General features: G+C 63.4%; 23 protein-coding genes. 10 read left to right on the top strand and 13 right to left on the bottom strand.

What is annotated here, in order from left to right; all coding sequences use genetic code 11:
• Window positions 1-97 precede the first annotated feature (97 nt).
• Entirely contained in the window at window positions 98-1,432 is a 1,335-nt protein-coding gene (locus TMS3_RS18560; protein WP_025166793.1) for an imelysin family protein, read from the bottom strand.
• Between the two features lie 199 nt (window positions 1,433-1,631).
• Here TMS3_RS18560 and TMS3_RS18555 point away from each other — a divergent pair, with 199 nt between their 5' ends.
• Complete coding sequence (locus tag TMS3_RS18555) at window positions 1,632-2,204, top strand: LemA family protein (protein WP_025166792.1); 573 nt, start codon at window positions 1,632-1,634, stop codon at window positions 2,202-2,204.
• A gap of 51 nt (window positions 2,205-2,255) precedes the next feature.
• A complete protein-coding gene (locus TMS3_RS18550; RefSeq protein ID WP_051394270.1) occupies window positions 2,256-3,092 on the top strand; it encodes a GIDE domain-containing protein in 837 nt (278 codons plus the stop codon).
• 112 nt (window positions 3,093-3,204) lie between these two features.
• Here TMS3_RS18550 and TMS3_RS18545 read toward each other — a convergent pair whose 3' ends face one another.
• From TMS3_RS18545 to TMS3_RS18530, 4 genes are all read right to left on the bottom strand, one after another.
• Window positions 3,205-5,268, bottom strand: coding sequence for a putative bifunctional diguanylate cyclase/phosphodiesterase (locus tag TMS3_RS18545; protein WP_025166791.1), 2,064 nt, complete (start codon window positions 5,266-5,268; stop codon window positions 3,205-3,207).
• Window positions 5,269-5,797: 529 nt separating this feature from the next.
• Entirely contained in the window at window positions 5,798-6,379 is a 582-nt protein-coding gene (sodB, locus tag TMS3_RS18540; RefSeq protein ID WP_025166790.1) for a superoxide dismutase [Fe], read from the bottom strand.
• Window positions 6,380-6,568: 189 nt separating this feature from the next.
• A complete protein-coding gene (locus TMS3_RS18535; protein WP_025166789.1) occupies window positions 6,569-7,180 on the bottom strand; it encodes a LysE/ArgO family amino acid transporter in 612 nt (203 codons plus the stop codon).
• Window positions 7,181-7,185: 5 nt separating this feature from the next.
• Window positions 7,186-7,587, bottom strand: a complete 402-nt coding sequence (locus TMS3_RS18530) for an ACT domain-containing protein (RefSeq protein ID WP_025166788.1) — start codon at window positions 7,585-7,587, stop codon at window positions 7,186-7,188.
• A 95-nt stretch (window positions 7,588-7,682) separates the two neighbouring features.
• Between TMS3_RS18530 and TMS3_RS18525 the strand changes: the two genes are divergently transcribed.
• Complete coding sequence (locus TMS3_RS18525; RefSeq protein WP_025166787.1) at window positions 7,683-8,579, top strand: LysR family transcriptional regulator ArgP; 897 nt, start codon at window positions 7,683-7,685, stop codon at window positions 8,577-8,579.
• Here TMS3_RS18525 and TMS3_RS18520 read toward each other — a convergent pair.
• Both TMS3_RS18520 and TMS3_RS18515 read right to left on the bottom strand, forming a co-directional pair.
• The gene (locus TMS3_RS18520) at window positions 8,576-10,534 is read right to left on the bottom strand and encodes a methyl-accepting chemotaxis protein (RefSeq protein WP_025166786.1); all 1,959 of its coding nucleotides are present in this window, start codon (window positions 10,532-10,534) and stop codon (window positions 8,576-8,578) included. The genes TMS3_RS18525 and TMS3_RS18520 overlap by 4 nt on opposite strands.
• A 414-nt stretch (window positions 10,535-10,948) precedes the next feature.
• A complete protein-coding gene (locus TMS3_RS18515) occupies window positions 10,949-12,007 on the bottom strand; it encodes a saccharopine dehydrogenase family protein (protein ID WP_025166785.1) in 1,059 nt (352 codons plus the stop codon).
• A gap of 331 nt (window positions 12,008-12,338) precedes the next feature.
• On the opposite strand from TMS3_RS18515, the gene TMS3_RS18510 reads away from it, so the two are divergent.
• Window positions 12,339-13,331 carry an NAD-dependent epimerase/dehydratase family protein gene (locus TMS3_RS18510; RefSeq protein ID WP_025166784.1) on the top strand — a complete coding sequence of 331 codons (993 nt, stop codon included), beginning with the start codon at window positions 12,339-12,341 and terminating at the stop codon, window positions 13,329-13,331.
• 6 nt (window positions 13,332-13,337) lie between these two features.
• On the opposite strand, the gene TMS3_RS18505 is transcribed toward TMS3_RS18510, so the two are convergent.
• Window positions 13,338-13,652, bottom strand: a complete 315-nt coding sequence (locus TMS3_RS18505) for a hypothetical protein (protein WP_025166783.1) — start codon at window positions 13,650-13,652, stop codon at window positions 13,338-13,340.
• Between the two features lie 236 nt (window positions 13,653-13,888).
• On the opposite strand from TMS3_RS18505, the gene TMS3_RS18500 reads away from it, so the two are divergent.
• Together TMS3_RS18500 and TMS3_RS18490 are read left to right on the top strand one after the other, a co-directional pair.
• Complete coding sequence (locus TMS3_RS18500) at window positions 13,889-14,740, top strand: ATPase (RefSeq protein ID WP_025166782.1); 852 nt, start codon at window positions 13,889-13,891, stop codon at window positions 14,738-14,740.
• A 107-nt stretch (window positions 14,741-14,847) separates the two neighbouring features.
• Window positions 14,848-16,070 (top strand): IS3 family transposase gene (locus tag TMS3_RS18490; RefSeq protein WP_200929712.1). Its coding sequence is split into 2 segments (ribosomal slippage): window positions 14,848-15,199 and window positions 15,199-16,070, totalling 1,224 coding nucleotides; the frame shifts between segments, so codons are not numbered across the junction.
• 60 nt (window positions 16,071-16,130) lie between these two features.
• Here the strand turns inward: TMS3_RS18490 and TMS3_RS18485 are convergent.
• A complete protein-coding gene (locus TMS3_RS18485; RefSeq protein ID WP_025166780.1) occupies window positions 16,131-17,180 on the bottom strand; it encodes an alkene reductase in 1,050 nt (349 codons plus the stop codon).
• A 75-nt stretch (window positions 17,181-17,255) separates the two neighbouring features.
• Window positions 17,256-17,558, bottom strand: a complete 303-nt coding sequence (locus TMS3_RS18480; RefSeq protein ID WP_025166779.1) for an ArsR/SmtB family transcription factor — start codon at window positions 17,556-17,558, stop codon at window positions 17,256-17,258.
• A gap of 157 nt (window positions 17,559-17,715) precedes the next feature.
• On the opposite strand from TMS3_RS18480, the gene TMS3_RS18475 reads away from it, so the two are divergent.
• Window positions 17,716-18,297: an acyl carrier protein phosphodiesterase gene (locus TMS3_RS18475; RefSeq protein ID WP_025166778.1), complete on the top strand. Its 582-nt coding sequence runs from the start codon at window positions 17,716-17,718 to the stop codon at window positions 18,295-18,297.
• A gap of 32 nt (window positions 18,298-18,329) precedes the next feature.
• Here the strand turns inward: TMS3_RS18475 and TMS3_RS18470 are convergent, their stop codons facing one another.
• The 3 genes from TMS3_RS18470 to olsB form a co-directional block, all read right to left on the bottom strand.
• On the bottom strand, window positions 18,330-21,053 hold the full coding sequence (locus TMS3_RS18470; protein ID WP_025166777.1) for a cation-transporting P-type ATPase: 2,724 nt from the start codon (window positions 21,051-21,053) through the stop codon (window positions 18,330-18,332).
• Window positions 21,054-21,365: 312 nt separating this feature from the next.
• Complete coding sequence (locus TMS3_RS18465) at window positions 21,366-22,136, bottom strand: lysophospholipid acyltransferase family protein (protein WP_025166776.1); 771 nt, start codon at window positions 22,134-22,136, stop codon at window positions 21,366-21,368.
• A 72-nt stretch (window positions 22,137-22,208) separates the two neighbouring features.
• Window positions 22,209-22,967, bottom strand: a complete 759-nt coding sequence (gene olsB / locus TMS3_RS18460) for an L-ornithine N(alpha)-acyltransferase (protein ID WP_025166775.1) — start codon at window positions 22,965-22,967, stop codon at window positions 22,209-22,211.
• Window positions 22,968-23,117: 150 nt separating this feature from the next.
• On the opposite strand from olsB, the gene TMS3_RS18455 reads away from it, so the two are divergent.
• The 3 genes from TMS3_RS18455 (at window position 23,118) to TMS3_RS18445 (ending at window position 25,641) form a co-directional block, all read left to right on the top strand.
• Entirely contained in the window at window positions 23,118-24,008 is an 891-nt protein-coding gene (locus TMS3_RS18455; protein ID WP_025166774.1) for an acyl-CoA dehydrogenase middle domain-containing protein, read from the top strand.
• A gap of 179 nt (window positions 24,009-24,187) precedes the next feature.
• Window positions 24,188-25,306: a serine hydrolase domain-containing protein gene (locus tag TMS3_RS18450; RefSeq protein ID WP_025166773.1), complete on the top strand. Its 1,119-nt coding sequence runs from the start codon at window positions 24,188-24,190 to the stop codon at window positions 25,304-25,306.
• Window positions 25,303-25,641, top strand: coding sequence for a hypothetical protein (locus TMS3_RS18445; RefSeq protein ID WP_025166772.1), 339 nt, complete (start codon window positions 25,303-25,305; stop codon window positions 25,639-25,641). Before TMS3_RS18450 ends, TMS3_RS18445 begins: the two co-directional genes overlap by 4 nt.
• Window positions 25,642-25,784: the final 143 nt, after the last annotated feature.

The raw sequence follows: 25,784 nt of genomic DNA, 5'->3' as shown, positions 1-25,784 counted from the left end.
ATTTAAATAAGACGGATTTGCGTTAGCGATATGGCAAAAGGTCGCAGGCATAAAAAAGCCGATGCCCAGACAGGCATCGGCGTTAGGCGAGGGTTGCTTAGAACTGGTGGTCGGCGGTGTCCGGGTTGAGGTCACCGATGCCCAGCTTACCGGCAACTTGCTCGATGGCACCGGTCTGCTTGACCAGCGCGGCGATGGCGTTGCGGACGATCTGCTGGCCGGCGCTGTTGTCAGCCGCGATCAATTGATCGAAATGCTGACCACTGTTGGCGCTGTCGACCATGGCTTGCAGCGTGCCTTCGGTGGCTTGCAGGTCGGCTTGCAAGGTCGCGTCGGCCTGGGCGTCCGCCTTGGCCACCAGCGAAGACAGGCTTGGGCCTTTCAGCGTGCTGCCGTCGACCTTGCGGTACTCGCCCAGGTAGACGTTGCGTACGCCTTTGGCGTCGTAGAAATGCGAGTTGTGGGTGTTGTCGCTGAAGCAGTCCTGCTCGTCTTCGGTGGAGTTGGCTTCCAGAGCCACCTTCATGCGCTCGCCCGCAAGCTCGCCGAGGGACAGGCTGCCCATGCCGAAGAGCATCTTGCGCAGGCCGTTTGCCGCCGAGTCGGCTTCCAGGCTGGCGCGGTAGTTGTCGGCTACGCCGGGCTGCCACTGGCCAACCATCTCGTCCAGATCGGTGACCAGCAGGTCAACGGCGGCCTTCAGGTAGGCGCGGCGGCGCTCGTTGTGGCCGCCGGTGGCACCCTCGCCGACGACGAAGTCAGTTGCCGGACGCTCGCCTGCACCTGGGTTGCTGCCGTTCAGATCCTGGCCCCAGAGCAGGAACTCGATGGCGTGGTAGCCGGTGGCGACGTTGGCTTCGGAGCCACCCAGTTCGTTCAGGCTGGCCAGGGTCTCGGGGGTGATAGTGCTCACGTCGAGGGTGTCTTCACCCACCTGGATCTCGCTGTTGGCGATGATATTGGCGCTGGCGCCGGGGTTGCCCAGGGCATGCTGGTAATCGCTCGCAACGTAGTCGATCAAGCCTTCATCCAGTGGCCAGGCATTCAGTTGGCCTTCCCAGTCATCCACCACGGCGTTGCCGAAACGGAACACTTCGCTCTGCATATAGGGTGCGCGAGCCGCCAGCCAGGCTTCGCGAGCGGCTTTCAGGGTGTCGTCATTAGGCTGCGCGAGCAGCGCGTCGATGGCGCTTTGCAGGGTTTTGCCAGTGCTGGCCGCGTCGCTGAACACCGCCAGGGCGAGGTCGGCGTAATGGGTGACTACTGCGCTGGCGGCGGTTTCGTCGAATTGGCTCGCAGAGGCTGCCGGGGCGCTGGCGGTAGTGGCGACGGACGCCGTGGTCTGGGTGGCGGCGGTCTTTTCTTCGCCGCAACCGGCGAGAGAAATGGCGATAGCCAGCAGGCTGGCGGAGGCCAGGGGCATACGAATCATGACGAAATCCTTTGCGAGGTAAGTGAGAGAGGCACTCGGCAGTACCTGTAAAACGCTACCATAATGCGAAAGATTTGCATTATGTGTAAAGGGCCGTGATGGAATTGCTGGGTGGAGCGTGCGCAATTTCTCGGCTTGGATGGCCTGCTGCCACTAGAATGCCGCCTCTCAACCCTGCAGTCGTGATGGAGAAACCTGCATGAGCCTGACCAGTGTCGCCGTTCTCGTGGTTCTGATTCTCGCCGCCGCCTACGCGGTGATCCTCTACAACGGCCTGGTGCGCTTGAAGCATGGCGTGAGCAAAGCGTGGGCCAATATCGATGTGTTGCTCAAGCAGCGGCACGAAGAGCTGCCCAAACTGGTCGAGACCTGCAAGCAGTACATGCTGCATGAACGCACCACCCTGGAACGGGTGATCGCCGCGCGTCAGGCCGTGTCCAGTGCCCGTGAGAAGAGCGATATCGGCGCCCTCGGCCAGGCCGAAAGCGGCCTGCGTGCTGGTCTCGGGCAGCTGTTCGCGCTGGCCGAGAATTACCCACAGTTGAAAGCCAACGACAGTTTCCAGCACCTGCAGCAGCGCATCAGTGGATTGGAATATGGCATCGCCGACCGCCGCGAGCTGTACAACGAGGCGGTCAACCTCAATAACGTGCGCATCGAGCAGTTTCCCGATGTGTTGCTGGCTCGGGCCTTTAGCTTCAAACCGGCGCAGTTGCTGGAGTTCAGCGAGGCGGAAAAGGCCGACGTCGACCTCAAAGCCCTGTTCGGCTGAGCCGTGGCGATCGAAGGGTTGCTGATCGGTCTGGCGCTCAGCGTCGGCGCAATGGTTGGCGGTGGCTGGTGGTGCCTGCGACGTTTGGCTCAGGCACGGCGCTTGCTGGATACACCGACCTCGAAAATCCGCTCGGCGGCCCAGGGCTATGCCGAGTTCTACGGCGTGTTGCAGTCGCAGCCGGGCAGCGTGATCGTCGCGCCGCTGAGCGGAAAACCCTGCCTGTGGTGGCGTTTCAAGATCGAGGAGTACCAGGACGATGACAAGAAACGCAGCTGGCGGGCCCTGGAAAGTGGTAGTTGCGAGAGTTGGCTGCTGCTGGACGATGGCACCGGTCATTGTTTGATCAACCCGCGCGGTGCCGAAGTGCGCCCCTCTACGCGCGAGGTGTGGCAGGGCCACCTGCGCCATCCACGCGGGCCGGCGAGTAGCGGCTGGCTGGGGTTGCTGGGCAGTGGCAAGCGTTATCGCTACACCGAGGAACGTCTGCATGCCGGGCAGCCACTGTATGCCATTGGCGATTTTCGCAGCAGCGGCGGTGGCCGCCAGGGGCTAGACCTGAGCACGGCGCAGGGTGCGGTGATCCGCGAGTGGAAGGGTGATTTCGCCGGTTTGCTGCAGCGCTTCGACAGCGATAACAATGGTCAGCTCGACCAGCAGGAATGGGGTCGTGTGCGTCTGGCCGCGCAACTTGAGGCTGAAGATCGCCACCGTCAACAGAGCCAGCGGCCTGCGCAGCATCAGCTGGGCCAACCGCGCGAAGCCGCGCCCTTTATCCTCTCGTGCGCGGGGGAGGATGAGTTGGCGCGGCAGTTCTATTGGCAGGCTGCCGGCGGTGCCGTGCTATGTCTGGCTGGGGCCTTGGCTGCGGCCTGGTTGCTGGGGTGAAGTAACAGGCGACCAAGCGCTAGGGCTGTGCTGGCCTGCGACGCGCAAGTGGGGTGGCCGGGTCTGCGAAAATCAACAGCCCGCCGAGTAGCGGGCTGTTCTGTATTGGCCGTTACAACATGGCGGAGTTGGTTTCGATGCTGAGGCGTCGGGCCTGTTTGAGGTATAGGGTCAGTTCGCGGGCTGGCAGCGGTTTGCTGTAGAAATAGCCCTGACCTTCGTGGCAGCCCTGGGCAATGATGTAGGTCTCTTGCTCGACCGTTTCCACGCCCTCGGCGATCACCTGCATGCCCAGGTTCTTACCGAGCTGGATGATGGCACGCACGATGGTGGCGTCGTCATCGTCCTCCAGCAGGTCCTGGACGAAGCTCTTGTCGATCTTGATCTTGTCCAGCGGCAGGCTCTTCAGGTAACTCAACGAGGAGTAACCGGTGCCGAAGTCGTCGATGGCGATCAGCGCGCCGGAGCGCCGCAGGCTGAGCAGGTGCTGGGTGGCGGTGCTGATGTCTTCCATCAGGCCGGTTTCGGTGACTTCCAGCTCGAGGCTACGCGGCGGTAGGCGATAGGCTTGCATCAGGTTGTTGACCACGCGCGGGAGTTCGGCGTGGTGCAATTGCACGGTCGACAGGTTGATGGCCATGCGCATGCCAGTGAAGCCCTGGTCGAGCCACTCGCGCAATTGGCGGCAGGCCTGGTCGAGAATCCACTCGCCGATGGCGATGATGCTGCCGTTCTGCTCGGCCAACGGAATGAATAGGTCCGGCGGGACCAGGCCATGCTGTGGGTGCTGCCAGCGTAACAGCGCCTCGACGCCGACTACCCGATGATCGCGGTAACTGACTTGTGGTTGATAGACCAGGTACAGCTGATTCTGGGTCAGGGCTTCGCGCAGATCCTTCTCCAACTCCCGGCGCCGGCGCATTTCGCTGTCGACGCTGGCGATATAGAACTGGTAGCGGTTGCGCGAGCGGTTCTTGGCCAGGGTCATGGTCTGTTCGGCTTTCTGCAGCAACTTCTCGGTGCTGTCGCCATCTTCCGGGAACAGGGTGATGCCGATGGTGGCGCGTAGCTGCACTTCCTGGCCATCGAGCATGAACGGTGTTTCCAGGTCGTCCAGCACGCTCTGGGCCAGTTCCGCGGCCTCGTAGGGTTGCTCGATGTTGGCCTGGATCAGGGCAAACTGGTCGCCGCCTAATCGCGCCAGGGCGCCAAGACGGCCGCTGTGGCTGCGCAGGCGGTCAGACAGGGCTAGCAGCAGCTGGTCCCCGGTCTGGTAGCTGAACTGTTCGTTGACCCCCTTGAAGTCGTCCAGGCCCACGCAGAGCACCGCGACCCGTCGCTGCAGGCGACTGCCGTCCTCCAGGATCTGATCGAGTTGCTGCTGCAGTTGCTGGCGGTTCGGCAGGCCGGTGAGAAAGTCGTACTGGGCCAGGCGCTGCAGGCTGTTTTCCGCCTCACGGCGCAGGTGGGTGTTGCGCTCAATGGAGGAGAGTAGCTGGTTGGCGGTATTGATCCATAGACCGAGCTCGTTCTTCTCGTTGCCTTTGAGCATCGGCAACTTGTGTTCGCTGGGCCGGTCCGGGTTGATGGTGCTCAGGTGTTCGATGATTTTCGCCAGCGGTTTGGTCAGCAGCCAGTGGTAGACCAGGTAGAGCACCAGGCCCATGGCCAGAGCGCGGAGCACGCCGGAGATGAAGATGATCACCGAGCTGGTGACGAAGTCCTCGCCGTAGGGGGCGGTGTCGAGGGTGATGCTGAGGTCGCCGTAATACTCGCTGTAGGGGCCACGGCCGACCAATTTAGTGGTGTAGTGCTGTTCCTGGCCGAGGATCGGGTCGGTCAGCCAGCGGGTGGGCAGTTGCACCGGGTTGCGCGATTTCTCCGCGAGCATCGGCTCGTTGGGATGGCCGATGGCGGCTACCCGCACGGACTCGTGCTGGAACAAACCTTCGATGACCTGCATGCCCATTTCACGATCCAGGCTGTACACCGCCTGGGTCGAGGGGTCACGGAACATGCCGAGAATGCGTTTGGCATCGTTGTCCACGGCCTGACGGGTCTTGTAGACGTCGAAGACAATTTGCGCACAGCTCAATACCACGCCCACGACCAGGGCGGAGAGCAATACGACACGCAGTAGTTTTAGGGACAGGCTGTGCTTGAGTTCCAGCTTCAAGTGACGATTCCTTGTTCGATACCTGAGGCATCAGACGGGTGTGAGTATTAGCAAACTCGCGGTTGCCGTCAAAGGGCCATTATTTCAATCGGGCTCTCGCCGACCGGCTGCACTGCAATAGTGCGGGTGTCGGCTGGCGTTGACCTTGTATCAGTGTGTCGGTGCAACGTGGCGCGGACTTGAGTACCGTTCGGCACTTTAGCATTTGATACAGGGCCTTGCGGTAGCCTGTCGAGTGACGAGGGTCGCGCTCGACTGCGCTCGACGGATGCAGGGGGCGTTAGCTTGCGCAGTTCGCGACTCAGCTAACCGCAGCTGTTGCTGGCGTCGATGCTCATGAATGGGCTCTGGTCAGTGTGGTTGCAGGGGCGGTTGTATCAGGACGATGAGGCGTCCCTGGCTGAGTGGTTTTTTCATTACGGCCAGCGGCCGCTTGAGCAGGTCGCACCCGGGGCGCCGAGTGGCGCAGCACCTGCCAATAGCGAAAAACCCGGCCTAAGCCGGGTTTTTCGTACTTGCATCGGAGGTCTTAGGCTGCGTAGTTCTTGGCTACGAAGTCCCAGTTGACCAGGTTCCAGAATGCCTCGACGTACTTCGGACGGGCATTGCGGTAATCGATGTAGTAGGCGTGTTCCCACACGTCGCAGGTCAGCAACGGAGTGTCACCGCTGGTCAGCGGGCAGCCCGCGCCGATGGTGCTGGCCAGGGCCAGGGAACCGTCGGCTTTCTTCACCAGCCAGCCCCAGCCGGAGCCGAAGGTGCCGATGGAGGTCTTGCTGAACTCTTCCTTGAACTTGTCGAAGGAACCGAAGGCCGCGTTGATCGCATCGGCCAGGGCGCCAGGCGGCTGACCGCCGCCGTTCGGGCTCAGGCAGTTCCAGTAGAAGGTGTGATTCCAGATCTGTGCCGCGTTGTTGAAGACGCCGCCCGAGGAAGTCTTGATGATTTCTTCCAGGGTTTTGCCTTCGAACTCGGTACCGGGCACCAGGTTGTTCAGGTTCACCACGTAAGTGTTGTGGTGCTTGCCGTGGTGGTAGTCCAGGGTCTCGGCGGAAATGTGCGGCTCGAGGGCGTTTTTCTCATACGGCAGCGGCGGCAATTCGAAAGCCATGGTTTATCTCCTAATCAGGGCAGGTGCGTTGAGCGCGAGGCCGATCACGGGCGGCCAGACTAGCGGCGGGAGTTTATCCTCCTTGCGCCGCAGACCCGAGATCATAGCACCGGGTCTGCGCCATAACCACGCAGCAACTGTGTGGAAAAGCCGGTGCCAGGGCCTTTTCGCACGCAGCTCTGCGCAGGCTCAAGCGCCTGGGGGATTGCTCAGCAATTGCCCGGCTACGGCAAACATCATCAAGGCCACCGCCAGATCGATCAGGCGCCAGGTCGCCGGGCGCGCCAGCCAGGGCGCGAGCCAGGCGGCACCGAGCGCCAGGCTGAAGAACCAGATCAGCGACGCACTGGCCGCCCCCAGCGCGTAGGCACCGGGCGCCGCCTGTTGCGCGCCGAGGGAGCCGATCAGCAGTACGGTGTCGAGGTACACATGGGGGTTCAGCAGCGTCACCGCCAGCGCCGTCATCAGAACCGCACGGCGTGAACGCGGGCCGGTTTGGCTGGCCAGGCTTAAGGCCTGCGGGTGCAGCGCTCGACGCAGTGCCTGAACGCCCAACCACAGTAAAAAGGCCGCACCGCCCCAACGGGCAATGGCCAGCAGCGTCGGGTTCTGCGCCAACAGACTGGCCAGGCCAAAGACCCCGGCGGTGACCAATAATGCATCGCATATCACGCAGAGCACCGCCACCGGCAGGTGATGTTCTCGGCGCAAACTCTGTGCCAGGACAAAAGCGTTCTGTGCGCCCAAGGCAATGATCAGGCCGGCGGCGATCAGCAGTCCGTTCAAATAGCTCTGCCACATGCTTGTCACTCCGCCTGCTTGGCCAGTTGTTGCAGCACTGCCACGGCGCGTTGGCCATCGGCTTTAGCGACGAACAGGTGATCGTGGTGGTAGCCGGCTATCACGTTGCAGCTGATGCCATGGTCGGCCAGGGCGCTGGCCACCGCGGCGGTGAGGCCGACCGCATTGAGCGCCGAGTGCACCTCGAGGGTGATCCAGGCGGCGATATAGTCGAATGCCAGGCCCAGCCGCTCGGCCTGCTGGCGCGGCAGGATCAGGCTCAGGCCCTCGCGCTCGCGGAAACTGCCGAGCGCTTGCAGGTCCGCCGGTGGCGTGGCATCTGCCAGGCAGCAGAACACGTAGTCGCCGTCGTTCAGGGTTGGGCTCATGCTCCGCAGTAGCGTGGGGAGCGAAGTCTCGCCGGTCATGAGGATGTCCTTGAGTGGTGGGGAGGTAGCCAGTCTGCTGTGCGTGGCTGTATAAGAGAAACAAATCATGCTGATCTATCATTAGGAAAACTGATTTGTTCGACTACAAGTTGTTGGCGGCCCTGGCCGCAGTGGTGGAGCAGGCCGGATTCGAGCGGGCCGCCCAGGTGCTGGGGTTGTCGCAGTCGGCCGTGTCGCAGCGGATCAAGCTGCTCGAGGCCCGGGTCGGCCAGCCGGTATTGGTGCGGGTGACGCCCCCGGTACCGACTGACGTCGGCCGGCGCCTGCTCAACCATGTGCAGCAGGTACGACTATTGGAGCGCGACCTGCAGGGGCAGGTGCCGGCACTGGACGAAGGAGGGCTGCCCGAACGTCTGCGCATCGCGCTGAATGCCGATAGCCTGGCCACCTGGTGGGCACAGGCGGTGGGCGATTTTTGCGCCAACCATGGTGTGTTGCTGGATCTGGTGGTGGAGGATCAGGACGTCGGCCTCAAGCGCATGCGCGCGGGCGAAGTGGCGGCTTGCGTATGTGCCGCCGAGCGCCCGGTCGCAGGGGCGCGGTCACTGGCGCTGGGGGCTATGCGTTACCGCGCCCTGGCCAGTCCGGCGTTCATCGCTCGGCATTTCCCCCGCGGGGTCGAGGCGCAGCAACTGGCCCGGGTTCCGGCGATTGTCTTCGGCCCGGACGATCTGTTGCAGCATCGCTACCTGACCGGACTGGGCGTACCAGGCGGTTTCGCCCACCACCTGTGTCCGTCTTCGGAGGGGTTCGTGCGCCTGGCCTGCGCGGGCTTTGGCTGGGGGCTGGTGCCCGAGCTGCAGGTCGAGCAAGAGCTGGCCAGCGGCGCGTTAGTCGAAATAATCCCCGAGCGTCCGCTGGACGTACCGCTGTACTGGCATCACTGGCGCAGCGGCGGTGAGTTACTGGCCACCCTCACCGGTCATCTGCAGCGCGCAGCGCGCGTCTGGCTGGTTGCGCCCGACGGCTAAAGCTGGAAATGCGCCACCAATTGCTCCTGGCTTCCCGCTACCTTCTGCAAGTGTTCGCCACAGTCGCGGGTGTGCGCGGCGGTCTGCCGGTTCTCTCCGGTCATGGCGTGCAGGCGATGCATGTGCTGATTGACCTCCTGGGTGGTCGAGGCTTGCTCCTCGGCGGCGGCAGCAATCTGGAACGCCAGGGCATGCACACTCTGCAGCGAGTCGTCGAGGTGGTTCAGGGAGCCGAGCACCGCTTGGGTTTCGTCTTCCAGGGCGCGGGCCTGCTCGGTGGAACCCTGCATGCTGGTCAGTGCCTCGCTGGAGGAGTCGCCGAGCGCGCCGATGATCTGCACGATCTCTTCGGTGGCGGTGCGGGTGCGCATGGCCAGGTTGCGCACTTCGTCGGCGACCACGGCAAAGCCGCGGCCCTGTTCGCCGGCGCGTGCGGCCTCGATGGCGGCGTTGAGGGCGAGCAGGTTGGTCTGTTCGGCGATGCCACGGATTACCTCCAGCACCGAGCCGATCTGCTGGCTGTCGCCGGCCAGCGCCTGTACCACGTGGTCGGCCTGGCGCAAGCCGCCGAGGAGTTGATCCTGGCGGCCGATCATGCGTTGCAGGGTGGCCTGCATGGTGGTGAAGGCCTCGCGGGCGGCGGCGCTGCCATCGGCGCTCTGGCTGGCACTGGCGGCGATCTCCTGCACTGTTGCGGCCATCTGGTCGACCGCGCTGACCACCATTTCCAGTGCTTCCTGCTGCTGATCGAGGCTGCTGCTGGTGCGTCCGGCGGCGCCGAGAATGTCACCGCTGGCATCACCCACCGCCTGGCTGGCTTGGCGTAGGCGTTCGATTACCTCGCGCCAGGCGGCGGCCATCTCATGCAAGGCCTGCATCAAACCGCTGTGGTTCTGCTCCCCGCTGGTTATATGCAGCTCACCGGCTGCCAGACGTCGCGCCAGGGCGGCCATACTGCTCGGTTCGCCGCCCAGCGGGCGCATCACGCTGCGGCTGATCAGCCAGGTGGCCAACAGCACTGCCGCGATGGTCGCCAGACCCAGCAGGAGCACCTGCCACATCAGTTCGCGTACCGGGGCAAATGCCTGGGCTTGATCCATCTCGGCGATCAATGCCCAGCGTTGCGCGCCGACCTGCAGCGGGACAAAGGCCTTGAGCGCGGGCAGGCCATCGAGCCCCGGTTCGCTCAGGCGGCCCTGCTGGCCTTGCAGCGCCAGGCTGATGGCCTGGCCAAGCAGTGGCGAAGCCTGTCGCTCGCCGCGCAGGACCTGCTGTTCGGTGAAGCGCACCGAGTCGGAACGCAGCAGGCCGTCGGCACCGACCAGGTAGGTTTCACCCGCCTCGCCGAGACCCTGGCGGGTTTGCATCACGCTGTTCAGTGGGGCAATGGGTAACTCCAGCATCAGCAAAGCCTGCAGCTCGCCCTCGCTGAGCACCGGCGCCACCAGGAACTGGCTCGGCTCGCCGGTCTGAGGGTTGACCGCTAGGTCGCCGATCTGCGCCTGCTGGCTGGCCAGGCCGGGGAGGACCAGGCGGGCCATGGGCGTTTCGCGCCAGCGGCTGTCGTTGAGGTTCTGCTGGTAGTCATCACCGCGCAATACGCTGAATACCACCTTGCCTTCGCGGGAGATCAACTTCAGCTCGCGGTAGCCGAAGGTTTCAATGAAGTTCTCGAAGATCGCCCGGTCATAGTTGGCGGCGCTGATCAGCGCCTGGCTGTCCAAACCGAGATAACTGGCGCCGAGGTTGCTGGCCAGCGTATTGAGCTGATTACGCCGGGATTGCCAGTTGTCCTGCAATTGTTGTTGTTTGATATTCGCTACGGCTTCCAGGGCATTCAGCGTCTGCTCCTGCAGGGCCTGACTGGCCTGGTGGTACACGGTGAAAGCCATGGCCAGGACCGGAAGCAGACCAATAATCAGGTAGCTCAGCGCGAGCTTCAGGCGTAACGACATGGATAAGGCTCCGTGGGTAGAAGGGTGACAGATCGCTATGGGTGTTTGAAATCCTGCAATATTCGTGCAATTAAATTAACGATTGTAAAAAATACTGATCGATTTGGCAGGGTATCGGTCTGGGCGTGTCATTCAGACGCGACAGCGAACGCGCCGCAGGCACCGCGAATATGCCTAGGTGCGACGGGACGAAGTCAGGGGAGGACTCGTGAGAGAGGCAGGGCAAACTTGGCGCTCGGCTGTGCAGCGCTGCGCAACTCGCATGGCGGCGGAGGGGACGTGAGCGCTGTTGTTGCGAGCCCGAGTTGCTCACTGTGGGGGCGTTGCCGTTCCCCCTCAAACAGGCGCCTTGTCGGTTGAGACTTACGGGTGCGAGTTCTCGGAGCTGAGGGCAGCGTGAAGTCCGACAGGCTACTAGGTGATCACAATTTTTCCCGAACCGGGCAACTGCTCCACGCAGCGTTCGCCGAGCAGTTGCGAGGGGGTGAAGTAGCCGCCCCGGCCGCTGTAAGCGAGCAGGTGGCGCACCGCCATGAGCGTGCCGTGTACGGTCACGTCGTAGCCGTTGGCGGTCTGCAGGCGCGCCGTCTTGTGCTCGCCGGCGGCGTTGTGCACCTCGCCCCACAGCCAGGTGCGCTGACGTTCGCGGCTGGCCTGATCGGGACCCCGCACGCGCTTGCCGAGCAGGCGTTTGAGGCCTTGTTGTACGCGGGGTCGGCCCAGCAGCGGACGTAGCGGATCGAGCAGGCGCATGCCGATAGTCAGTGCTGGGGGCGCGGGAAGATAGACCTCGATGTTGCCGATGCCGGTGGAGTAGTACGCCGTCGCGACGTCGCCCCAGGGAATGCTCACTGCGGACTTCTCGCCACGGCCGAAGTTGATCGAGCGGCGCTGGTAGCCCAGCGGCACGTCGGTGATGATTCCGGCGCGGCGCACCTTGCCGCCGAACTGGAGACCTTCCACTGAGGTTTTCGCTGTGCCCGGCGACAAGCTGCTGGCGCTGTCGAAGCCCAATGCCAGGTGGCTGGCATCCGGCAGCGCCTGGTGCAGGCAGGCGGCCAGGCAATCGCTGGGGATTACGTCGAAACCGGCGCCGGGGCAGACCACCACGCCCTGTAGGCGGGCCTGTGAGTCACGGGCATGCGCGGCCTCGAACACTGCGATCTCCCCGGTAATGTCGAGGTAGTGGCAGGCGCTGGCCAGGCAGGCGTCGAGCATCGGCGCGCTGGTGCTGGAGAAGGGCCCGGCGCAGTGGGCGAGCACCGCGACATCGGCCAGCGCCTCACATGCCCGCTCGTGCTGCTGAAGGTCGAAGACCCGGCACTCCAGGCCCAGCAGGCTCCCCAGTGCATGCACCGCCGCCGGATTGCGCCCGGCCAATATTGGTGTCAGGCCCTGGCGCTGCGCCTCGGCGGCCAGCAGGTGGCCGGTGTAACCGTTGGCGCCGTAGATCATCCAGTTGTGCGTGGCCATAGTGGACTCCTGTCAGGGTGGGATTGCACTGGATAACAGCGTAGTCGCTAAAGGCATTAGGGGATCTGGTCCATCGGGGAGCTGGTCAAGTGGATTGCCCGGTCGCTGTTCTGGCGTGCAACGACACAGCGACCCACTGCCGGCACTGCTAGAGTGCGCAAGCAGGTCGTTGAAAAACTACTGCGCTCGGCTATGCGGCGTTGAAAGCGGCCTCAAAATGCTCATTTACACCACGTAAACTGCGCTTTTTCGGCCGATTTCGCCTTGCCTAGCCTTCGCTCGCTACATTTTTCAACGGCCTGCTAACGGCTGAAGCCAACTGGGGGTGGCAATGAAGATTCTGGTAACCGGTGCAAGTGGGTTCATCGGCGGACGTTTCGCCCGCTTCGCCCTGGAGCAAGGCCTGGATGTGCGGGTCAACGGACGGCGTGCCGAGGGTGTGGAACATCTGGTCAAGCGCGGCGCCGAGTTTATCCAGGGTGACTTGGCCGACCCGGAGCTGGTGCAGCGACTCTGCCAGGGCGTCGAGGTAGTGGTGCATTGCGCCGGGGCCGTGGGCTTCTGGGGCAGCTATGAGCATTTTCACCAGGGCAATGTCACGGTGACCGAGAACGTGGTCGACGGCTGCCTGAAGCAGCAGGTAAAGCGGCTGGTTCACCTGTCCTCGCCATCGATCTATTTCGATGGCAAAGCGCATGTGGCGATCAAGGAAGAGCAAGTGCCCAAGCATTTCTTCGATCACTATGGCAAGACCAAGTACCTGGCCGAGCAGCAAGTGTTCGGCGCCCAGGAGTTTGGCCTGGAAGTGCTGGTCTTGCGGCCGCGCTCCGTTATCGGGGCAGGTGACACCAGTATCTTTCCGCGGATGATCAACATGCAGCGCAAGGGCCACCTGTCGATCATCGGCAACGGCCTGAACAAGGTCGACTTCACCAGTGTGCAGAATCTCAACGACGCCCTGTTCAGCGCTTTGCTGGCCGCCGGGCCGGCACTTGGCAAGGCGTACAACATCAGCAATGGTGCGCCGGTACCGCCGTGGGATGTGATCAACTACATGTTGCGGCAAATGGACGTGCCGCCGGTGACCCGGCACCGCCCATTCGCCCTGGCTTATGCAGCAGCGGCGCTCAATGAAGGGGTCTGCAAGCTGTTGCCTGGTCGCCCGGAGCCGACCCTGTTTCGTCTCGGCGTGGCGGCGATGGCCAAGGACTTCTCGTTGGATATCAGCCTGGCTCAGCAGTATCTGGACTATCAGCCACAGGTCAGCGTGTGGACGGCGCTGGATGAGTTCTGCCAGTGGTGGAAAGCCCATCACCCCAGCTGATTGCAGTCAGAGGTAGACCCGCTGCCCCCGATAGATGCGTACCGAGCCAGATGTCGGCGTGAGTTTTGTCGGATCGGCGAGCGGGGTGATCGGTCGCTCCGCAGGAGTAGGAGCACCGGCTGCGCGGTTGAACGGATTGTCACTGAGCTGGGCGAGGCGCTGCCCCAATTGTCGGGTTTCCTCATCGGAGGAAGTGAGACAGGCGCTGAGCATCGTGTTGATCGCATCGTGCTGACTCAGACGGATGTCTACCGCCAGTTCGTCGCGCAGGCGACGGCGTAGGGCCTGCATGCAATCCAGAAGCGCTTTGTTCAGTTCCATGGGCCATCCCTTGTTGTTGACGTGAGGCCCCGTGAGGGCGCTCTAGGTGGGGAATTGCAAAGCCTGTACCAGTTTGCCCAGGCTGGAACTGTGCGGCCTGTAGCGGATCAATGGGCCTATGTGGCGCCCTTCATCAGTGCGTATTGCACTGGCTTGGCGCGACGCTGAAGCGCGGCGCGCGAACCGTTATACTGCGCGGCATTTAGCTCCCTCAGCTTTTTCTTGAAGGTTTATCCATGCGTAACGATGCCCACGACGAACTCGATCATGTGCCCAGCCTGACCACAGACGCGCGTGATCGCGATGATCTCGATGCGGATCACCATGAGCCGACTGTGCGCACTCCAGCCTATGGTCATGGCGCTGCGACGGTACCAGCCAAAACCGCCAGCACCGGGCCCCTGTGGGCGTTGGTCGGCGCGCTGACCATTGCCCTCGGCGGTTTGAGTTGGTGGAGCTATCAGCAACTCAACCTGATGCAACTGCAACTGGTTGCCACCCAGGAGAGTTTCGGCCGCATCAGCGAGGAGGCCGCCGGGCGCATCCAGGATATATCCGGCAAAGTCGTCGCCACCGAGTCCACGGTCACCAGCGGCAGCGAAGCGCTCAAGCTGCAGGTCAAGCAATTGGAGAACAAGCTGGCCGAGCTGAGCAAGCAGCAGCAGAACGTCGTTAGCCAGCAGGGCGCTCAAGGCAAGTCGATCGAGCAACTGGCGGCCGAGCTGAAGACTCAGCAGGGGGCGACCAGCCAGTTCGATGGCCAATTGAAAAACCTGAGCAGCGCGCAGACGGCGTTGAAAAGCGAGCAGGCCTCGCTGAAGTCCGCGCAAGCCGGCGTGAGCAAGCTCGAAGGACAACTCAAGAGTCTGAGTGGCGAGGTGGAGGCCTTGAAGAAAATCGGCAATCCGAACCAGGCCATCGGGCGCCTGGAACAGGACCTGCTGGTACTGAAAAGCGACCTGGAGAACCGCCCGGCGGCGAAAAACAACACCGCCGAGTTCGATGCCTTCCGCGCCCAGATGAGCCGCTACATCAGCACCCTGCAAGGGCAGGTGCAGAACCTGCAGCAGCAGATCGACGCCCGCTGAGGCCGGCACCGATGAAAAAGCCCGCTCTCAGTGAGCGGGCTTTTTTCTGTGCGTTGTCCCGTCCTGAATAAGGTTTACACCTTCTGACCTATTTTCAGGAGGGCGCAATGGATTCGGGGAAAAGGCGCAGTCAGCGCGATTACACCTTGGCTTTTAAATTGGCGGTTGTAGATCAAGTTGAAAAAGGCGAGTTGAGTTATAAAGACGCTCAAACCCGCTATGGCATCCAGGGTAGGTCGACAGTGCTGGTTTGGTTACGCAAACATGGTCGACAGGACTGGAGCCAAGGCGCATCCATTCGAGTTCAGAGAACCCGCGCCGTGCACAAGCCATCCACACCACTGACGCCTGAACAGCGGATCAAGGAGCTTGAAGAACAGCTCACGATGAGCAACCAGAAGGCTCAATTTTTTGAAGCTGTCGTGAACGTTCTGAAAAACGACTACGGCGTTTCTATCGTAAAAAAGCGACCCGGCAAGTCCTCTCGCAAGGGCAAATCGAAGGCCTGAGCATCACTAGGGCTTGCCTGTTTATGGAAATTTCGCGCCAGGCTTATTACAAGCGAATCCGGGCATACGAGGCCCGCGCCCAACACGATCAAGGCGTGCTGGATTTTGTCTTGGAAAAGCGTCGCCGCCAGCCCCGGCTAGGAACGCGCAAGCTGCACCATTTACTGCATATTGAAGCTAGAACATCGCTGCAAGTCGGGCGAGATCGGTTGTTCACAATCCTGCGAGAGGCGCGTGAACTGGTGCCACGCAAACGTGCTTATCACAAAACCACCCACAGCCATCATCGCTTCCGACGCCATCCCAATCTGCTAAAAGACGGCCCAGCACAGGTTGTTGCTACGGGCCCTGAACAAGTTTGGGTCGCCGACATAACCTACCTGCCGACCCAGGAAAATGTAGCGTACCTAAGCCTGGTGACCGATGCCTTCTCACGCAAAATCGTAGGGCATCACGTGCATGAGACGTTGCACACGGAGTCGGTGCTCAAGGCTCTGAAGAGCGCTGTCAGCGAGAGAGAAACAGACCAACCTCTGATCCATCATTCTGACCGCGGCGCCCAGTACTGCTCAGACCTTTATCAGCAGTTGCACATCAAGCATGGCATTACCTGTTCAATGACCGACGGGTACGACTGTTACCAAAACGCGATGGCCGAGCGAGTGAACGGTATTTTGAAGATGGAATTCCTGCTGCGTCGGCCAAAAGACCTGGCAGAGGCTCGGAAGATGGTGGGCGAATCGGTGGCTATTTATAACGAAGAGCGGCCACATCTGGCCTTGAAATACAAAACGCCCGATGCGGTGCACCGGGCGTTTTGAGAGTGAAACAGGTGTAAACCTATTTCAGGACTAGACACGTTAGAGCAGTGGCGTCTGCGCTTATAAACGCGGGTAGTCGATATAACCCACGGGGCCTGAGCCGTAGAAGGTTTCCGGTTGCGGCTCGTTCAGCGGCGCATCCTCGGCCAGACGCTCCGGCAGGTCGGGGTTGGCGATGAAGGGGATGCCGAAGGCCACGGCATCGGCCTTGCCGTCAGCCAGCCAGGCGTTGGCCTGGTCCTTGGTGAAGCGTTCGTTGGCGATGAATACGCCGCCGAAGGCTTGTTTGAGGCTGGGCGACAGGCTGTCGTCGGCCTCCTTCTCGCGGGCGCAGATGAAGGCGATGCCGCGCTTGCCCAGCTCACTGGCGACATAGGTGAAAGTTTCGGCGCGGTTGGAATCGCCCATGTCATGGGAGTCGGCGCGCGGCGCCAGATGCACGCCGACCCGGCCGGCCCCCCATACGGAGATCGCCGCATCGGTGACTTCCAGCAGCAGGCGCGCACGATTTTCCAGGGAGCCGCCATAGCGGTCGGTGCGCTTATTGGTGCTGTCCTGGAGGAACTGGTCGAGCAGGTAGCCGTTGGCGCCGTGGATTTCCACACCGTCGAAACCGGCGGCCTTGGCGTTCTCCGCGCCGATGCGATAGGCCTCGACGATATCGGCGATTTCCTCGGTCTCCAGGGCGCGCGGCACAGGATGGTCGCGCAGCGGTCGCAGCAGGCTGACGTGGCCCTTGGCGGCGATGGCACTGGGCGCCACCGGTGTTTCTCCGTCTAGGTGGCTAGGGTCGGAGATACGGCCGACGTGCCACAGCTGCAGGACGATCTTGCCGCCGTGACCATGCACCGCCTTGGTGATATTGCTCCAGCCGCGTACCTGATCGGCCGACCAGATGCCCGGCGTGTCCGGGTAGCCGACGCCCATCGGCGTGACCGCGGTGGCTTCACTGATGATCAGCCCGGCCGAGGCGCGCTGCACGTAATACTCGGCCATCAAGGCGTTGGGCACGCGGCCTGCGTCGGCACGGGTGCGGGTCAGGGGCGCCATGATGATGCGGTTGGCGAGTTGCAGTTCGCCTATGGTGATCGGGTCGAAGAGAGTAGGCATCGGATGATCCTCAGTCAGGGTATGGGGGTACGTGCGGGTTCGGGTTGGGCTGGCGGAAGCTAGATCCGCCGCGGGTTACAGTTCGTGGCTGATATGACGCAGGAAGGCCTGGATGCAGTCTTCGTTGCGTTTGAAAAAGTGCCACTGGCCGACCTTCTTGCTGCTCACCAGTCCGGCGCGTTGCAAGGTGGCCAGGTGGGCGGAGACCGTCGACTGAGCCAGGCCGGTGCGCTGGTCGATCTTGCCGGCGCACACGCCAAGCTCCAGCGGGCTCTCCTGATCGGCGAAGTAGGCCTGCGGATCTTTCAGCCAGTGCAGGATGTCGCGGCGCACCGGGTGGGCCAGGGCTTTGATTACTTCATCGATATCGATGGGCATCTTCAGAGTTCCAAGGGGGTGCTGTAGCGCTATATCGCGATGCAGCGAACTCTATATCGGGCCTTGACGATATACCGTTCGTTTGCGCCGATAGTGCTCATCGACGGGGCTGATAAAAGCCACTGCCCAATCCGTGCCGACGGGGTAAGCTCACCAGATGAACTACCTCGCGCACTTACACCTCGGCGGCGACGCGCCGGCGCAACTGCTCGGCAGCCTTTATGGCGACTTCGTCAAAGGCCGCCTGGCCGGACAGTGGCCGGCGGACATCGAGGCGGCGATCCGCCTGCACCGGCGCATCGATGCCTTTACCGACAGCCATCCGCTGCAGGCCCAGGCCCGTGCGCGTTTTCCCGCCGAGCGGCGGCGCTGCTCGGGAATCCTGCTGGACCTGTTTTTCGACCATTGCCTGGCGCTGCACTGGGCGGATTACGCGACCGAGCCATTGCCGCAGTTCACCGGGCGGGTCTATCGGGTGCTGGCCGCCGAGCCGGAGCTGCCTGAGCGCCTGGCTCTGATTGCACCGCGCATGGCCGCTCAGGACTGGCTGGGCAGCTACCGCGATTTCGCCGTGCTGGAGCAGGTGATCAATGGCATGGGCCGGCGTCTGTCGCGGCCTGGCCTGCTGGAGGGCAGCCTGATCGAGTTGGAGAACCTGTATGAGCCGCTGAGCGAGGATTTTCGCGCGTTCTATCCCGAGTTGATCGAGTTCGTGCGGCAGACGCAGCAGGTGGCCTAAGAGGTAGGGGGGACGCACGCAAGACGTCTATCCTAATGCCGGTCCACGGCTTGAGGGTGCAAGCGGAAACGGCGGATCAGCGCCTTCTCCAGTTCTGCCACGCTGAACAACAACACTCCAGCCAGCAGCACCCGCAGCCACTCGTACGCCGCCAGCGCGGTGGAGCCAAATAGCTGCTGCAGTGGTGGCGCATAGGTGTACAGCAGTTGCAGCGCGAAACAGGCGGCGATGGCCAGCAACACCATGGGATTACCCAGCAAGCCCTCGCGACTGAGGACCGAGGCGAAGATATGGCGGCTGCTGAACAGGTAGAACATCTCGCACATCACCACGGTATTGACTGCCATGGTCCGCGCGCTTTCCAGCGGGGTGCCGCGCTGCAACTCCCAGAGGAACAGGCCGAGGGCGGCGGCCATCATCAGCAGCGAGACCAGCAGCACGCGCCAGATGAAAAAGCCTGAGAGCAGCGCTTCGCCCGGGGCGCGCGGCGGGCGGCTCATCAGCCCTTGCTCGGAGGGTTCGAAAGCCAGCGCCAGGCCGAGGGTGATGGAGGTGACCATGTTGATCCACAGTACCTGCGCCGGGGTCAACGGCAGGGTCAGCTGGAACAGGATGGCGGCGATTACGATCAAGGCCTCGCCGCCATTGGTCGGCAGCACGAACAGGATGAATTTCTTCAGGTTGTCGTAGATCGCTCGTCCTTCGCGCACGGCCCCGGCGATGGTGGCGAAATTGTCGTCGGTGAGTACCACCTCCGCTGCTTCCTTGGCCGCCTCGGTGCCCTTGCGGCCCATGGCCACGCCGACATCCGCACGCTTGAGCGCCGGCGCATCGTTGACCCCGTCGCCGGTCATCGCCACCACCTCGCCGCTGGCCTGCATGGCCTGCACCAGACGCAGCTTGTGTTCCGGGCTGGCACGGGCGAAGACTTCGACGTTCGGCAGGACCTCGCGCATTCGGCGTTCGTCGAGCAGCTCGATTTCGGCGCCAGTCAGGGCCGGCCGATCGATGCCGATACCCAATTGCGCCCCTATGGCGCGTGCAGTTTCGACGTGGTCGCCGGTGATCATCTTCACCGTGATTCCGGCGCGCCGGCACTCGGCCACTGCCGTGATGGCCTCTTCGCGTGGCGGATCGATGATGCCGAACAGGGCCAGCAGGGTGAAACCGTGCTCGACGTCGGCGAAGCTCAGGCTGCGTTGCTCGGCATCGGCCGTGCGTGTGGCGATGGCCAGTAGGCGCAGGCCGTGGGCGGCCAGGTCAGTGGCCTGACGCCGCCAGAAGTCCGGGTTCAGTGGCTGGTCACCGGCTGCGCCGCGTTGCCGGCTGCACATCTCCAGCAATCGCTCGGGCGCACCCTTGAGGTAGATCACCCCGTGACCACGATGGTCGTGGTGCAGGGTGGCCATGAAGCGATGCTCCGACTCGAAGGGAATGGCGTCGCTGCGCGGCAACTTCGTCTGTTCGGCCAACGGATCGAGACCGCACTTCAGGGCCAGGGTGCACAGCGCGCCTTCGGTCGGGTCGCCGTGCAACAGCCAGTGGCCGTCGGCGTCCTGCTGCAGGCGCGCGTCGTTGCACAACAGGGCCGCACGGCCGACCTCCAGCAAGGCTTGATCCGCTGCCACGGCGCTGCCATCTACATGAAAGCCGCCCTCGGGGGCGTAGCCGACGCCGCCGACATCGACGATTCGCTGCGCGCTGATCAGCCGTTGCACGGTCATTTCGTTGCGCGTCAGGGTGCCGGTCTTGTCCGAGCAGATCAGGGTCACCGAACCGAGGGTTTCCACCGCAGGCAGGCGGCGCACGATGGCATTCTGTCGGGCCATGCGTTGCACGCCGAGGGCGAGGATCACCGTCATGATTGCCGGTAGGCCCTCGGGAATCGCCGCGACGGTCAGTGCCACCACCAGCATGAACATCTCGCCGGCATCCTGGCCGCGCCAGAGTGTGCCGAGGGCGAAGGTGACGAGGGCGAATATCAACAGGGCCAAGGTCAACCAGCGGCTGAAACCACCAATCTGCCGTAGCAGCGGGGTGGACAGCGTCTGCACCCGTTGCAGCAGGCTGCCGATGTGTCCCAGTTCGGTGGCGCTGCCGGTGGCCACCACCAGCCCGAGGGCCTGACCGCTGCTCACCAGCGTGCCGGAATAGGCCATGCAGCGGCGGTCGCCGAGTAGCGCATCGACTGTGCTGTGGGCGATGGTTTTTTCCACCGGCAGCGATTCGCCGGTCAGCGCCGCTTCCTCGACGTTGAAGTTCTTCACCCTGAGCAGGCGCAGGTCGGCCGGGACCTTATCGCCAGACGCGAGCATGACGAGATCGCCGGGCACCAGCTGTTCGGCCGGTATTTCCCGGCGCTCGCCATCACGCAGCACCATGGCGTGTAACGACAGCAAATCGCGGATTGCTTCCAGGGCATGCTCCGCCTTGCCTTCCTGAATGAAGCCGATCAGTGCATTGATCAGCACCACCGCGAGAATGACTCCGGTATCCACCCAGTGCTCGAGCAGGGCGGTGACCCCGGACGCGGCGAGCATCATGTACAGCAGCACGTTGTGAAATTGCTGCAGCAGACGCCGCAGCGGGCTGCGATTTTTGGCAGGGGGCAGGCGGTTGGCGCCGTACTGTTGCAGGCGGGCGGCGGCTTCTGGTTCGTCGAGGCCGCCGTGCTTGCTGTGCAGCAGCTCGATGGCCTGCTGCGCTTCGAGCGCGTGCCATGCCGTCTCCGCAGGGGCCGCGTGTCGCGGGTCCATACAAGCGCCTCCAGCATTCTGGTGTTGCTACAGTAGCGCGATCCACCGTGCGCGGCCTGACCTGCATCAACGTCAGGAGGCTTGCCTGCGGTTCAATGCTTGGCATGGAACAGGCGGCGAGACGAGGGCGATGATCAAGCTGCTGGGGCCTGAGCTTTCCCACGCGCGGCGCATCTGCTTCAGCGACAGGCTGGGGGGACTGGACCTCGCCGCTGGCATGCGTCGTCGAGCAGGTTCAGTGGGTGCTGGCTCCGCTCGATGAGCAAGCGCAGCCGCGGGCCTAGCGGAACAGTCGCCGAGCGCTGGCCTGATTCACGCCGCCTGGTCGAGCGGTGTGGCGTCCCCGTAGAGTGCGCTGGCGACCGCAGCTTGGGCGCGCCGTGCCAATGCGTTGCGATTCAGCGCGGCGCTGGCGATCGGTGGTAGCAGTTGGATCTGCACCTCGGCCACCTCGCTGGCGAGCAGGCGCAGCAGGTGCGAGAGCATGTCATCGTCGCCGATGAAGGGCGCGACCCTGCACGGCTCACCGTCACGCAGGTAACGAATCGCCACCGGCTGCACGGCCACCCCGCTGTCAATCGCGCTGCTCAGCAAACGGCCGTGGAAGGTGCGCAGGGCCTGGCCATCGGTGGTAGTGCCTTCGGGGAAGATCAACAGGTGCCGACCTTGCTGCAAGTGATGGCCCAGTTGCTGGTTGAGCAGGCCGCTGTCGCCTGCGCCGCGCTGGATAAACAGGGTGCCGGCCTGCTGCGCCAGCCAGCCGGCCACGGGCCAGCGACGCACCTCGGCTTTCGACAGAAACGACAGCGGGGTGAGCATGCCGAGCAGCGGAATATCGGTCCAGGACACATGGTTGCTGAGCCACAGCATCGGCGTCTGTGGCAGCTCGCCGCGTACCCTGAGGCGAAACGGCAGGGCGGCGGCGAGGCGGGCGAGAAACCAGCGGCTGATGCGTTGACGCAGGGCCAGTAACTCATGCCGCAGGAGTTTTTCCAGCAGGCTCACCGTACCGGCCAGCAGGGTGCCCAGGCCGATCACGGCCAACAGGCGCAGTAGGCGCAGGTACAGACGCAGGGTTTTCATCGAGCATTCCCAATCGGACGGGCACAAATGCCGGCACTGTTTACACAGTGCCGGCGCTGCATGCAACCAGGATCAGACTGCCGCCTTGAAGTGGCGAGCGTAGCGCGGGCAGAGTTCATCGCGCTTGAGCAGGATGAACACGTCGGCGACCTGGAAGTCCGGGTCCCAGCACGGCTCGCCGCAGATCTTCGCGCCCAGGCGCATGTAGGCCTTGAGCAGGGGCGGCATCTCGGCGATCACGTTACCCGGCAGGTCTAGGGCGGGCAGAGGGCATTTCGGTTCGGCGCGCAGGTGTTCGGTGCACAGGTAGCGCTCCCGCAGGCGCTGCATGATCGCCTGGGCCTGGATGCCGCCGTCCTGCATGGGGATGCTGGCGCAGCCCATCAGGTAGCGGTAGCTGCCCTGGTTTAGCACTTCGGCCAGCTCGCCCCACAGTACTGCGATGGTGGCGCCGTTGCGGTAGGCGGGATCGACACAGGTTCGGCCAATCTCCAGCACCGGGCCTTCGAGGTGCGCCAGGCCATGCAGGCTGAATTCTTCTTCGCTGTAGAAGCGACCCAGGCCGGCGGCGGCCTGATGGTCGAGCAAACGGGTGGTGGCGACCAGTTCACCGCTGTTCAGGTCGCGTACGCCGATGTGTCCGCAATGAATGTCGTAGTCATCCACATCCAGACCGAGCTCGGCACCTTTAAGCCTGGCGTCGAATTCGGCGCTGAACACGCGGTAACGCAGCGCCTGGGCTTCACGCAAAGCCTCGGGGCCAACCAGGCGCTCGGCTTGCAGGCGACGTGGAGCGACTTTGCTGGCGCGGGTGAGGGTGATCTGGGTCATACCTTAATCTCCGTTTGCCGGCGTTTTGCCTTGCGGCCGGTCGATCTTGTTGGGCAAGCTCAGGCTAGGTAGACCCGGTGTCACGACTGTGAAGATTTGGTGATACTTGTATGACAGCGGCTCACACAAAAATCAGTTGAGGAATCTGCTATGCCCTGGCATCGCCTGCTGCAAACCCGCGACCGCCTGCCCGTCGCTGCCAGCCTGGATGAGTGGTATGCGATGTTGCTCGAGCGTCTGGGCAGCCCGCCGCCGTTCGAGCTGGCCTTGCTCGGCGGGCGCCTGGCGGCGACCCCGGGGCTGGCGTTTCTCGCCGGGTATCAGGGCGCCTTGCGCGTGCTCTGGCCATCGGCGCCCTGGTCGCTGGGCGCGCTGTGCGTGACCGAAAACAAGAGCGTGCGCCCGGCGGACATGAGTACCCGCCTGAGTGGCCTGACGCTGAGCGGGCACAAGGACTATGTCACCGCCGCCGAAGCTGCCGACTGGTTGCTGGTGGCAGCCCGCGAAGAGGCCGTCGAGCAGGCGCCGCGCTTGGCGCTGGGCGTGGTGCGCGCCGGTGCGCCAGGCGTGCGTATCGAGACGTTGCCGGCATTACCCCTGATGCCGGATATCGGTCATGCCCGCCTGCACCTGGCCGATGCCCACTGCGAGCGTCTGGCTGGTGATGGCTGGGATGACTACGTGAAACCGTTCCGCAGCATCGAAGACCTGCACGTGCTGACTGCGCTCAGCGCCTGGTTATCGGCGCTGGGCCAGGAATTCGCCTGGCCCCAAGCGCTGCAACTGCGCCTGCTCGGCCTACTGGCGGGCTGCGCAGAGGTCAGTCGGCTGAGCGCCAGCGGCCCCGAGACCCATGTGCTGCTGGCCGGGCTGTTCGCCCAGTTCACGGCGCTGAACAGCGAGTTGGACGCGGCGCTCGATAGCGGGCCGGAGGTTTGGGCGGCGCTCTGGCGGCGGGACAAAGGGCTGTTGTCGATTGGCGGCGTGGCGCGCAACAAGCGCTTGGCCAAAGCCGACGCGACGCTGGGGCTGACGCCCTAGCAGGTTTGCGTCTATCTGTAGCTTCTGTGCGGGGTTGATCCAGATCAGTAGGCGCCCTGCCCACGTGATGCCAACCCGAGGTTATCCGCACACGCTGAAACAGCTGAGGTGTGCGCCGCTGTTGAACGTCATGGGCGGCGTGCTAGGGTGCGGCACTTTCCACGGCTAGAGGCGTTTTTATGTCCATTCCCGTTATGCGTCGGCTGAGTCTGGCGCTTGGTTTGGCGCTGGGTTGCGCCATGGCTCAGGCGGAAAACTGGCCCGCGCAGCAGTGGTCGCAGGTACCTGTCACGCAGAGCGCCGCACTCGCCACGTTGGAAGCCTACGCCTTCCCCGCGCGTGACGATGCCAGCCGCACGGGCGTGCGCACCGATGCCTTGCTGGTGATCCGCGACGGTCAAGTGATCTACGAGCGCTATGCCAGGCCGACTACGGCCGAGACGGCTCACCTGACCTGGTCTGTGAGCAAGAGCCTGCTCGCCACCACCCTCGGCGTGGCCTACGGCCAGGGGCGCTTCCGGCTCGATGCGCCGGTGGCCCAGTATTACCCGGCATTCGCCGCACACCCGGGGGTCAAAGTCGGCCACCTGCTCAATTGGGCCTCGGGGCTGGACTGGCAGGAAGATTACGAATACGCACCGCTTAAGTCGTCGGTGGTGGCCATGCTCTACACCCGTGGCCGCAGCGATATGGCGGCTTTTGCCGCGGAGCACTCGGCCGATGCCGAACCGGGCGCGCGGTTTCGCTATTCCAGCGGTGACAGCAATGTTCTGTCTGCCGCGTTGAAAGGCATGGTCGGCGCCGCGGCCTACCCGAGTTATCCCTGGAGTGCGCTGTTCGAGCCGCTCGGCATCACCTCGGCCGTATGGGAAACCGATGCCAGCGGCACCTTCGTCGGCTCGTCCTACGTCTATATGACCGCCCGTGATCTGGCGCGGGTCGGATTGCTGATGCAGCGCGATGGCCGGTGGGGTGAGCGGCAATTGCTGCCCCAGGCCTGGGTCGAATTCAACCGCACGGCGTTCGCAAATTACCTGCCGCAGGCTGGCAAACCGGGCGACGCGGTACCGGGCGGGCACTGGTGGCTGAACGTCGCCGTGGCAGGCCAGGCCAAGCCCTGGGCGGATGCGCCGGCCGACACCTTCGCCGCCCTCGGTCATTGGGGCCAAGCCCTGTATGTGCTGCCCAGCGAGAAGCTGGTGGTGGTGCGCTACGCCGATGATCGCGACGGCAGTTACCAACACAACCAGCTGCTCAAGCTGGTACAAGCCGCCTTTGCCACACAGGTGCAGCCATGATCCGTCGTCGTCCGTTCACCTCTCTCGCGCTGCTGGGCATGCTCGTGCTGGCCGCCCTGGCCTGGCAGAACCGCAGCCACCTGCAAGCGTTTCCGGGGATCATCGGGGGCTACTCGGCCAAGGAGTACTGCTCCTGCCGCTACGTGACGAACAACCCGGCCGAGTACTGCACGGCATACGTCGAGCAATACCTGCCGCTCAGTGGCTTTTTCGATGAGCCGGCGCATAAGCGGGTTACCGCGCGTGGCCTGGGCAGTAGCCAGACGGCGCAATGGCTGAGCCCGCGCCAGGGCTGTCAGTTGCTGCCGCAAACGCAGCGGTTACCCGAGTCTTGAGGGCGCCCCGTGAGTTTCGTGTTCCTGCGCGACGCTTCTACGCAGCGGGTGAATCATCCGGGGTCTGGCCATCACCGCTGCGTGAGTAGCGCTGTGCGGGCCAGGGTTTGCAAGGATCGCTCAGGCGGCTATCGTGGCGGCTG

Origin of the sequence: Pseudomonas taeanensis MS-3 (genome assembly GCF_000498575.2) — a bacterium.
Lineage (GTDB): Bacteria > Pseudomonadota > Gammaproteobacteria > Pseudomonadales > Pseudomonadaceae > Aquipseudomonas > Aquipseudomonas taeanensis.
The sequence above is the reverse complement of the archived record's forward strand: the minus strand, read 5'-3'. Positions and strand labels throughout refer to the sequence as shown.

What these genes read in the sequence shown, in the direction of transcription:
- TMS3_RS18560 (WP_025166793.1), bottom strand. Translation starts at nt 1,432, where the DNA reads ATGATTCGTATGCCCCTGGCCTCCGCCAGCCTGCTGGCTATCGCCATT.
- TMS3_RS18555 (WP_025166792.1), top strand. Translation starts at nt 1,632, where the DNA reads ATGAGCCTGACCAGTGTCGCCGTTCTCGTGGTTCTGATTCTCGCCGCC.
- TMS3_RS18550 (WP_051394270.1), top strand. Translation starts at nt 2,256, where the DNA reads ATGGTTGGCGGTGGCTGGTGGTGCCTGCGACGTTTGGCTCAGGCACGG.
- sodB (WP_025166790.1), bottom strand. Translation starts at nt 6,379, where the DNA reads ATGGCTTTCGAATTGCCGCCGCTGCCGTATGAGAAAAACGCCCTCGAG.
- TMS3_RS18535 (WP_025166789.1), bottom strand. Translation starts at nt 7,180, where the DNA reads ATGTGGCAGAGCTATTTGAACGGACTGCTGATCGCCGCCGGCCTGATC.
- TMS3_RS18530 (WP_025166788.1), bottom strand. Translation starts at nt 7,587, where the DNA reads ATGACCGGCGAGACTTCGCTCCCCACGCTACTGCGGAGCATGAGCCCA.
- TMS3_RS18520 (WP_025166786.1), bottom strand. Translation starts at nt 10,534, where the DNA reads ATGTCGTTACGCCTGAAGCTCGCGCTGAGCTACCTGATTATTGGTCTG.
- TMS3_RS18515 (WP_025166785.1), bottom strand. Translation starts at nt 12,007, where the DNA reads ATGGCCACGCACAACTGGATGATCTACGGCGCCAACGGTTACACCGGC.
- TMS3_RS18510 (WP_025166784.1), top strand. Translation starts at nt 12,339, where the DNA reads ATGAAGATTCTGGTAACCGGTGCAAGTGGGTTCATCGGCGGACGTTTC.
- TMS3_RS18505 (WP_025166783.1), bottom strand. Translation starts at nt 13,652, where the DNA reads ATGGAACTGAACAAAGCGCTTCTGGATTGCATGCAGGCCCTACGCCGT.
- TMS3_RS18500 (WP_025166782.1), top strand. Translation starts at nt 13,889, where the DNA reads ATGCGTAACGATGCCCACGACGAACTCGATCATGTGCCCAGCCTGACC.
- TMS3_RS18485 (WP_025166780.1), bottom strand. Translation starts at nt 17,180, where the DNA reads ATGCCTACTCTCTTCGACCCGATCACCATAGGCGAACTGCAACTCGCC.
- TMS3_RS18480 (WP_025166779.1), bottom strand. Translation starts at nt 17,558, where the DNA reads ATGCCCATCGATATCGATGAAGTAATCAAAGCCCTGGCCCACCCGGTG.
- TMS3_RS18475 (WP_025166778.1), top strand. Translation starts at nt 17,716, where the DNA reads ATGAACTACCTCGCGCACTTACACCTCGGCGGCGACGCGCCGGCGCAA.
- TMS3_RS18470 (WP_025166777.1), bottom strand. Translation starts at nt 21,053, where the DNA reads ATGGACCCGCGACACGCGGCCCCTGCGGAGACGGCATGGCACGCGCTC.
- TMS3_RS18465 (WP_025166776.1), bottom strand. Translation starts at nt 22,136, where the DNA reads ATGAAAACCCTGCGTCTGTACCTGCGCCTACTGCGCCTGTTGGCCGTG.
- olsB (WP_025166775.1), bottom strand. Translation starts at nt 22,967, where the DNA reads ATGACCCAGATCACCCTCACCCGCGCCAGCAAAGTCGCTCCACGTCGC.
- TMS3_RS18455 (WP_025166774.1), top strand. Translation starts at nt 23,118, where the DNA reads ATGCCCTGGCATCGCCTGCTGCAAACCCGCGACCGCCTGCCCGTCGCT.
- TMS3_RS18450 (WP_025166773.1), top strand. Translation starts at nt 24,188, where the DNA reads ATGTCCATTCCCGTTATGCGTCGGCTGAGTCTGGCGCTTGGTTTGGCG.
- TMS3_RS18445 (WP_025166772.1), top strand. Translation starts at nt 25,303, where the DNA reads ATGATCCGTCGTCGTCCGTTCACCTCTCTCGCGCTGCTGGGCATGCTC.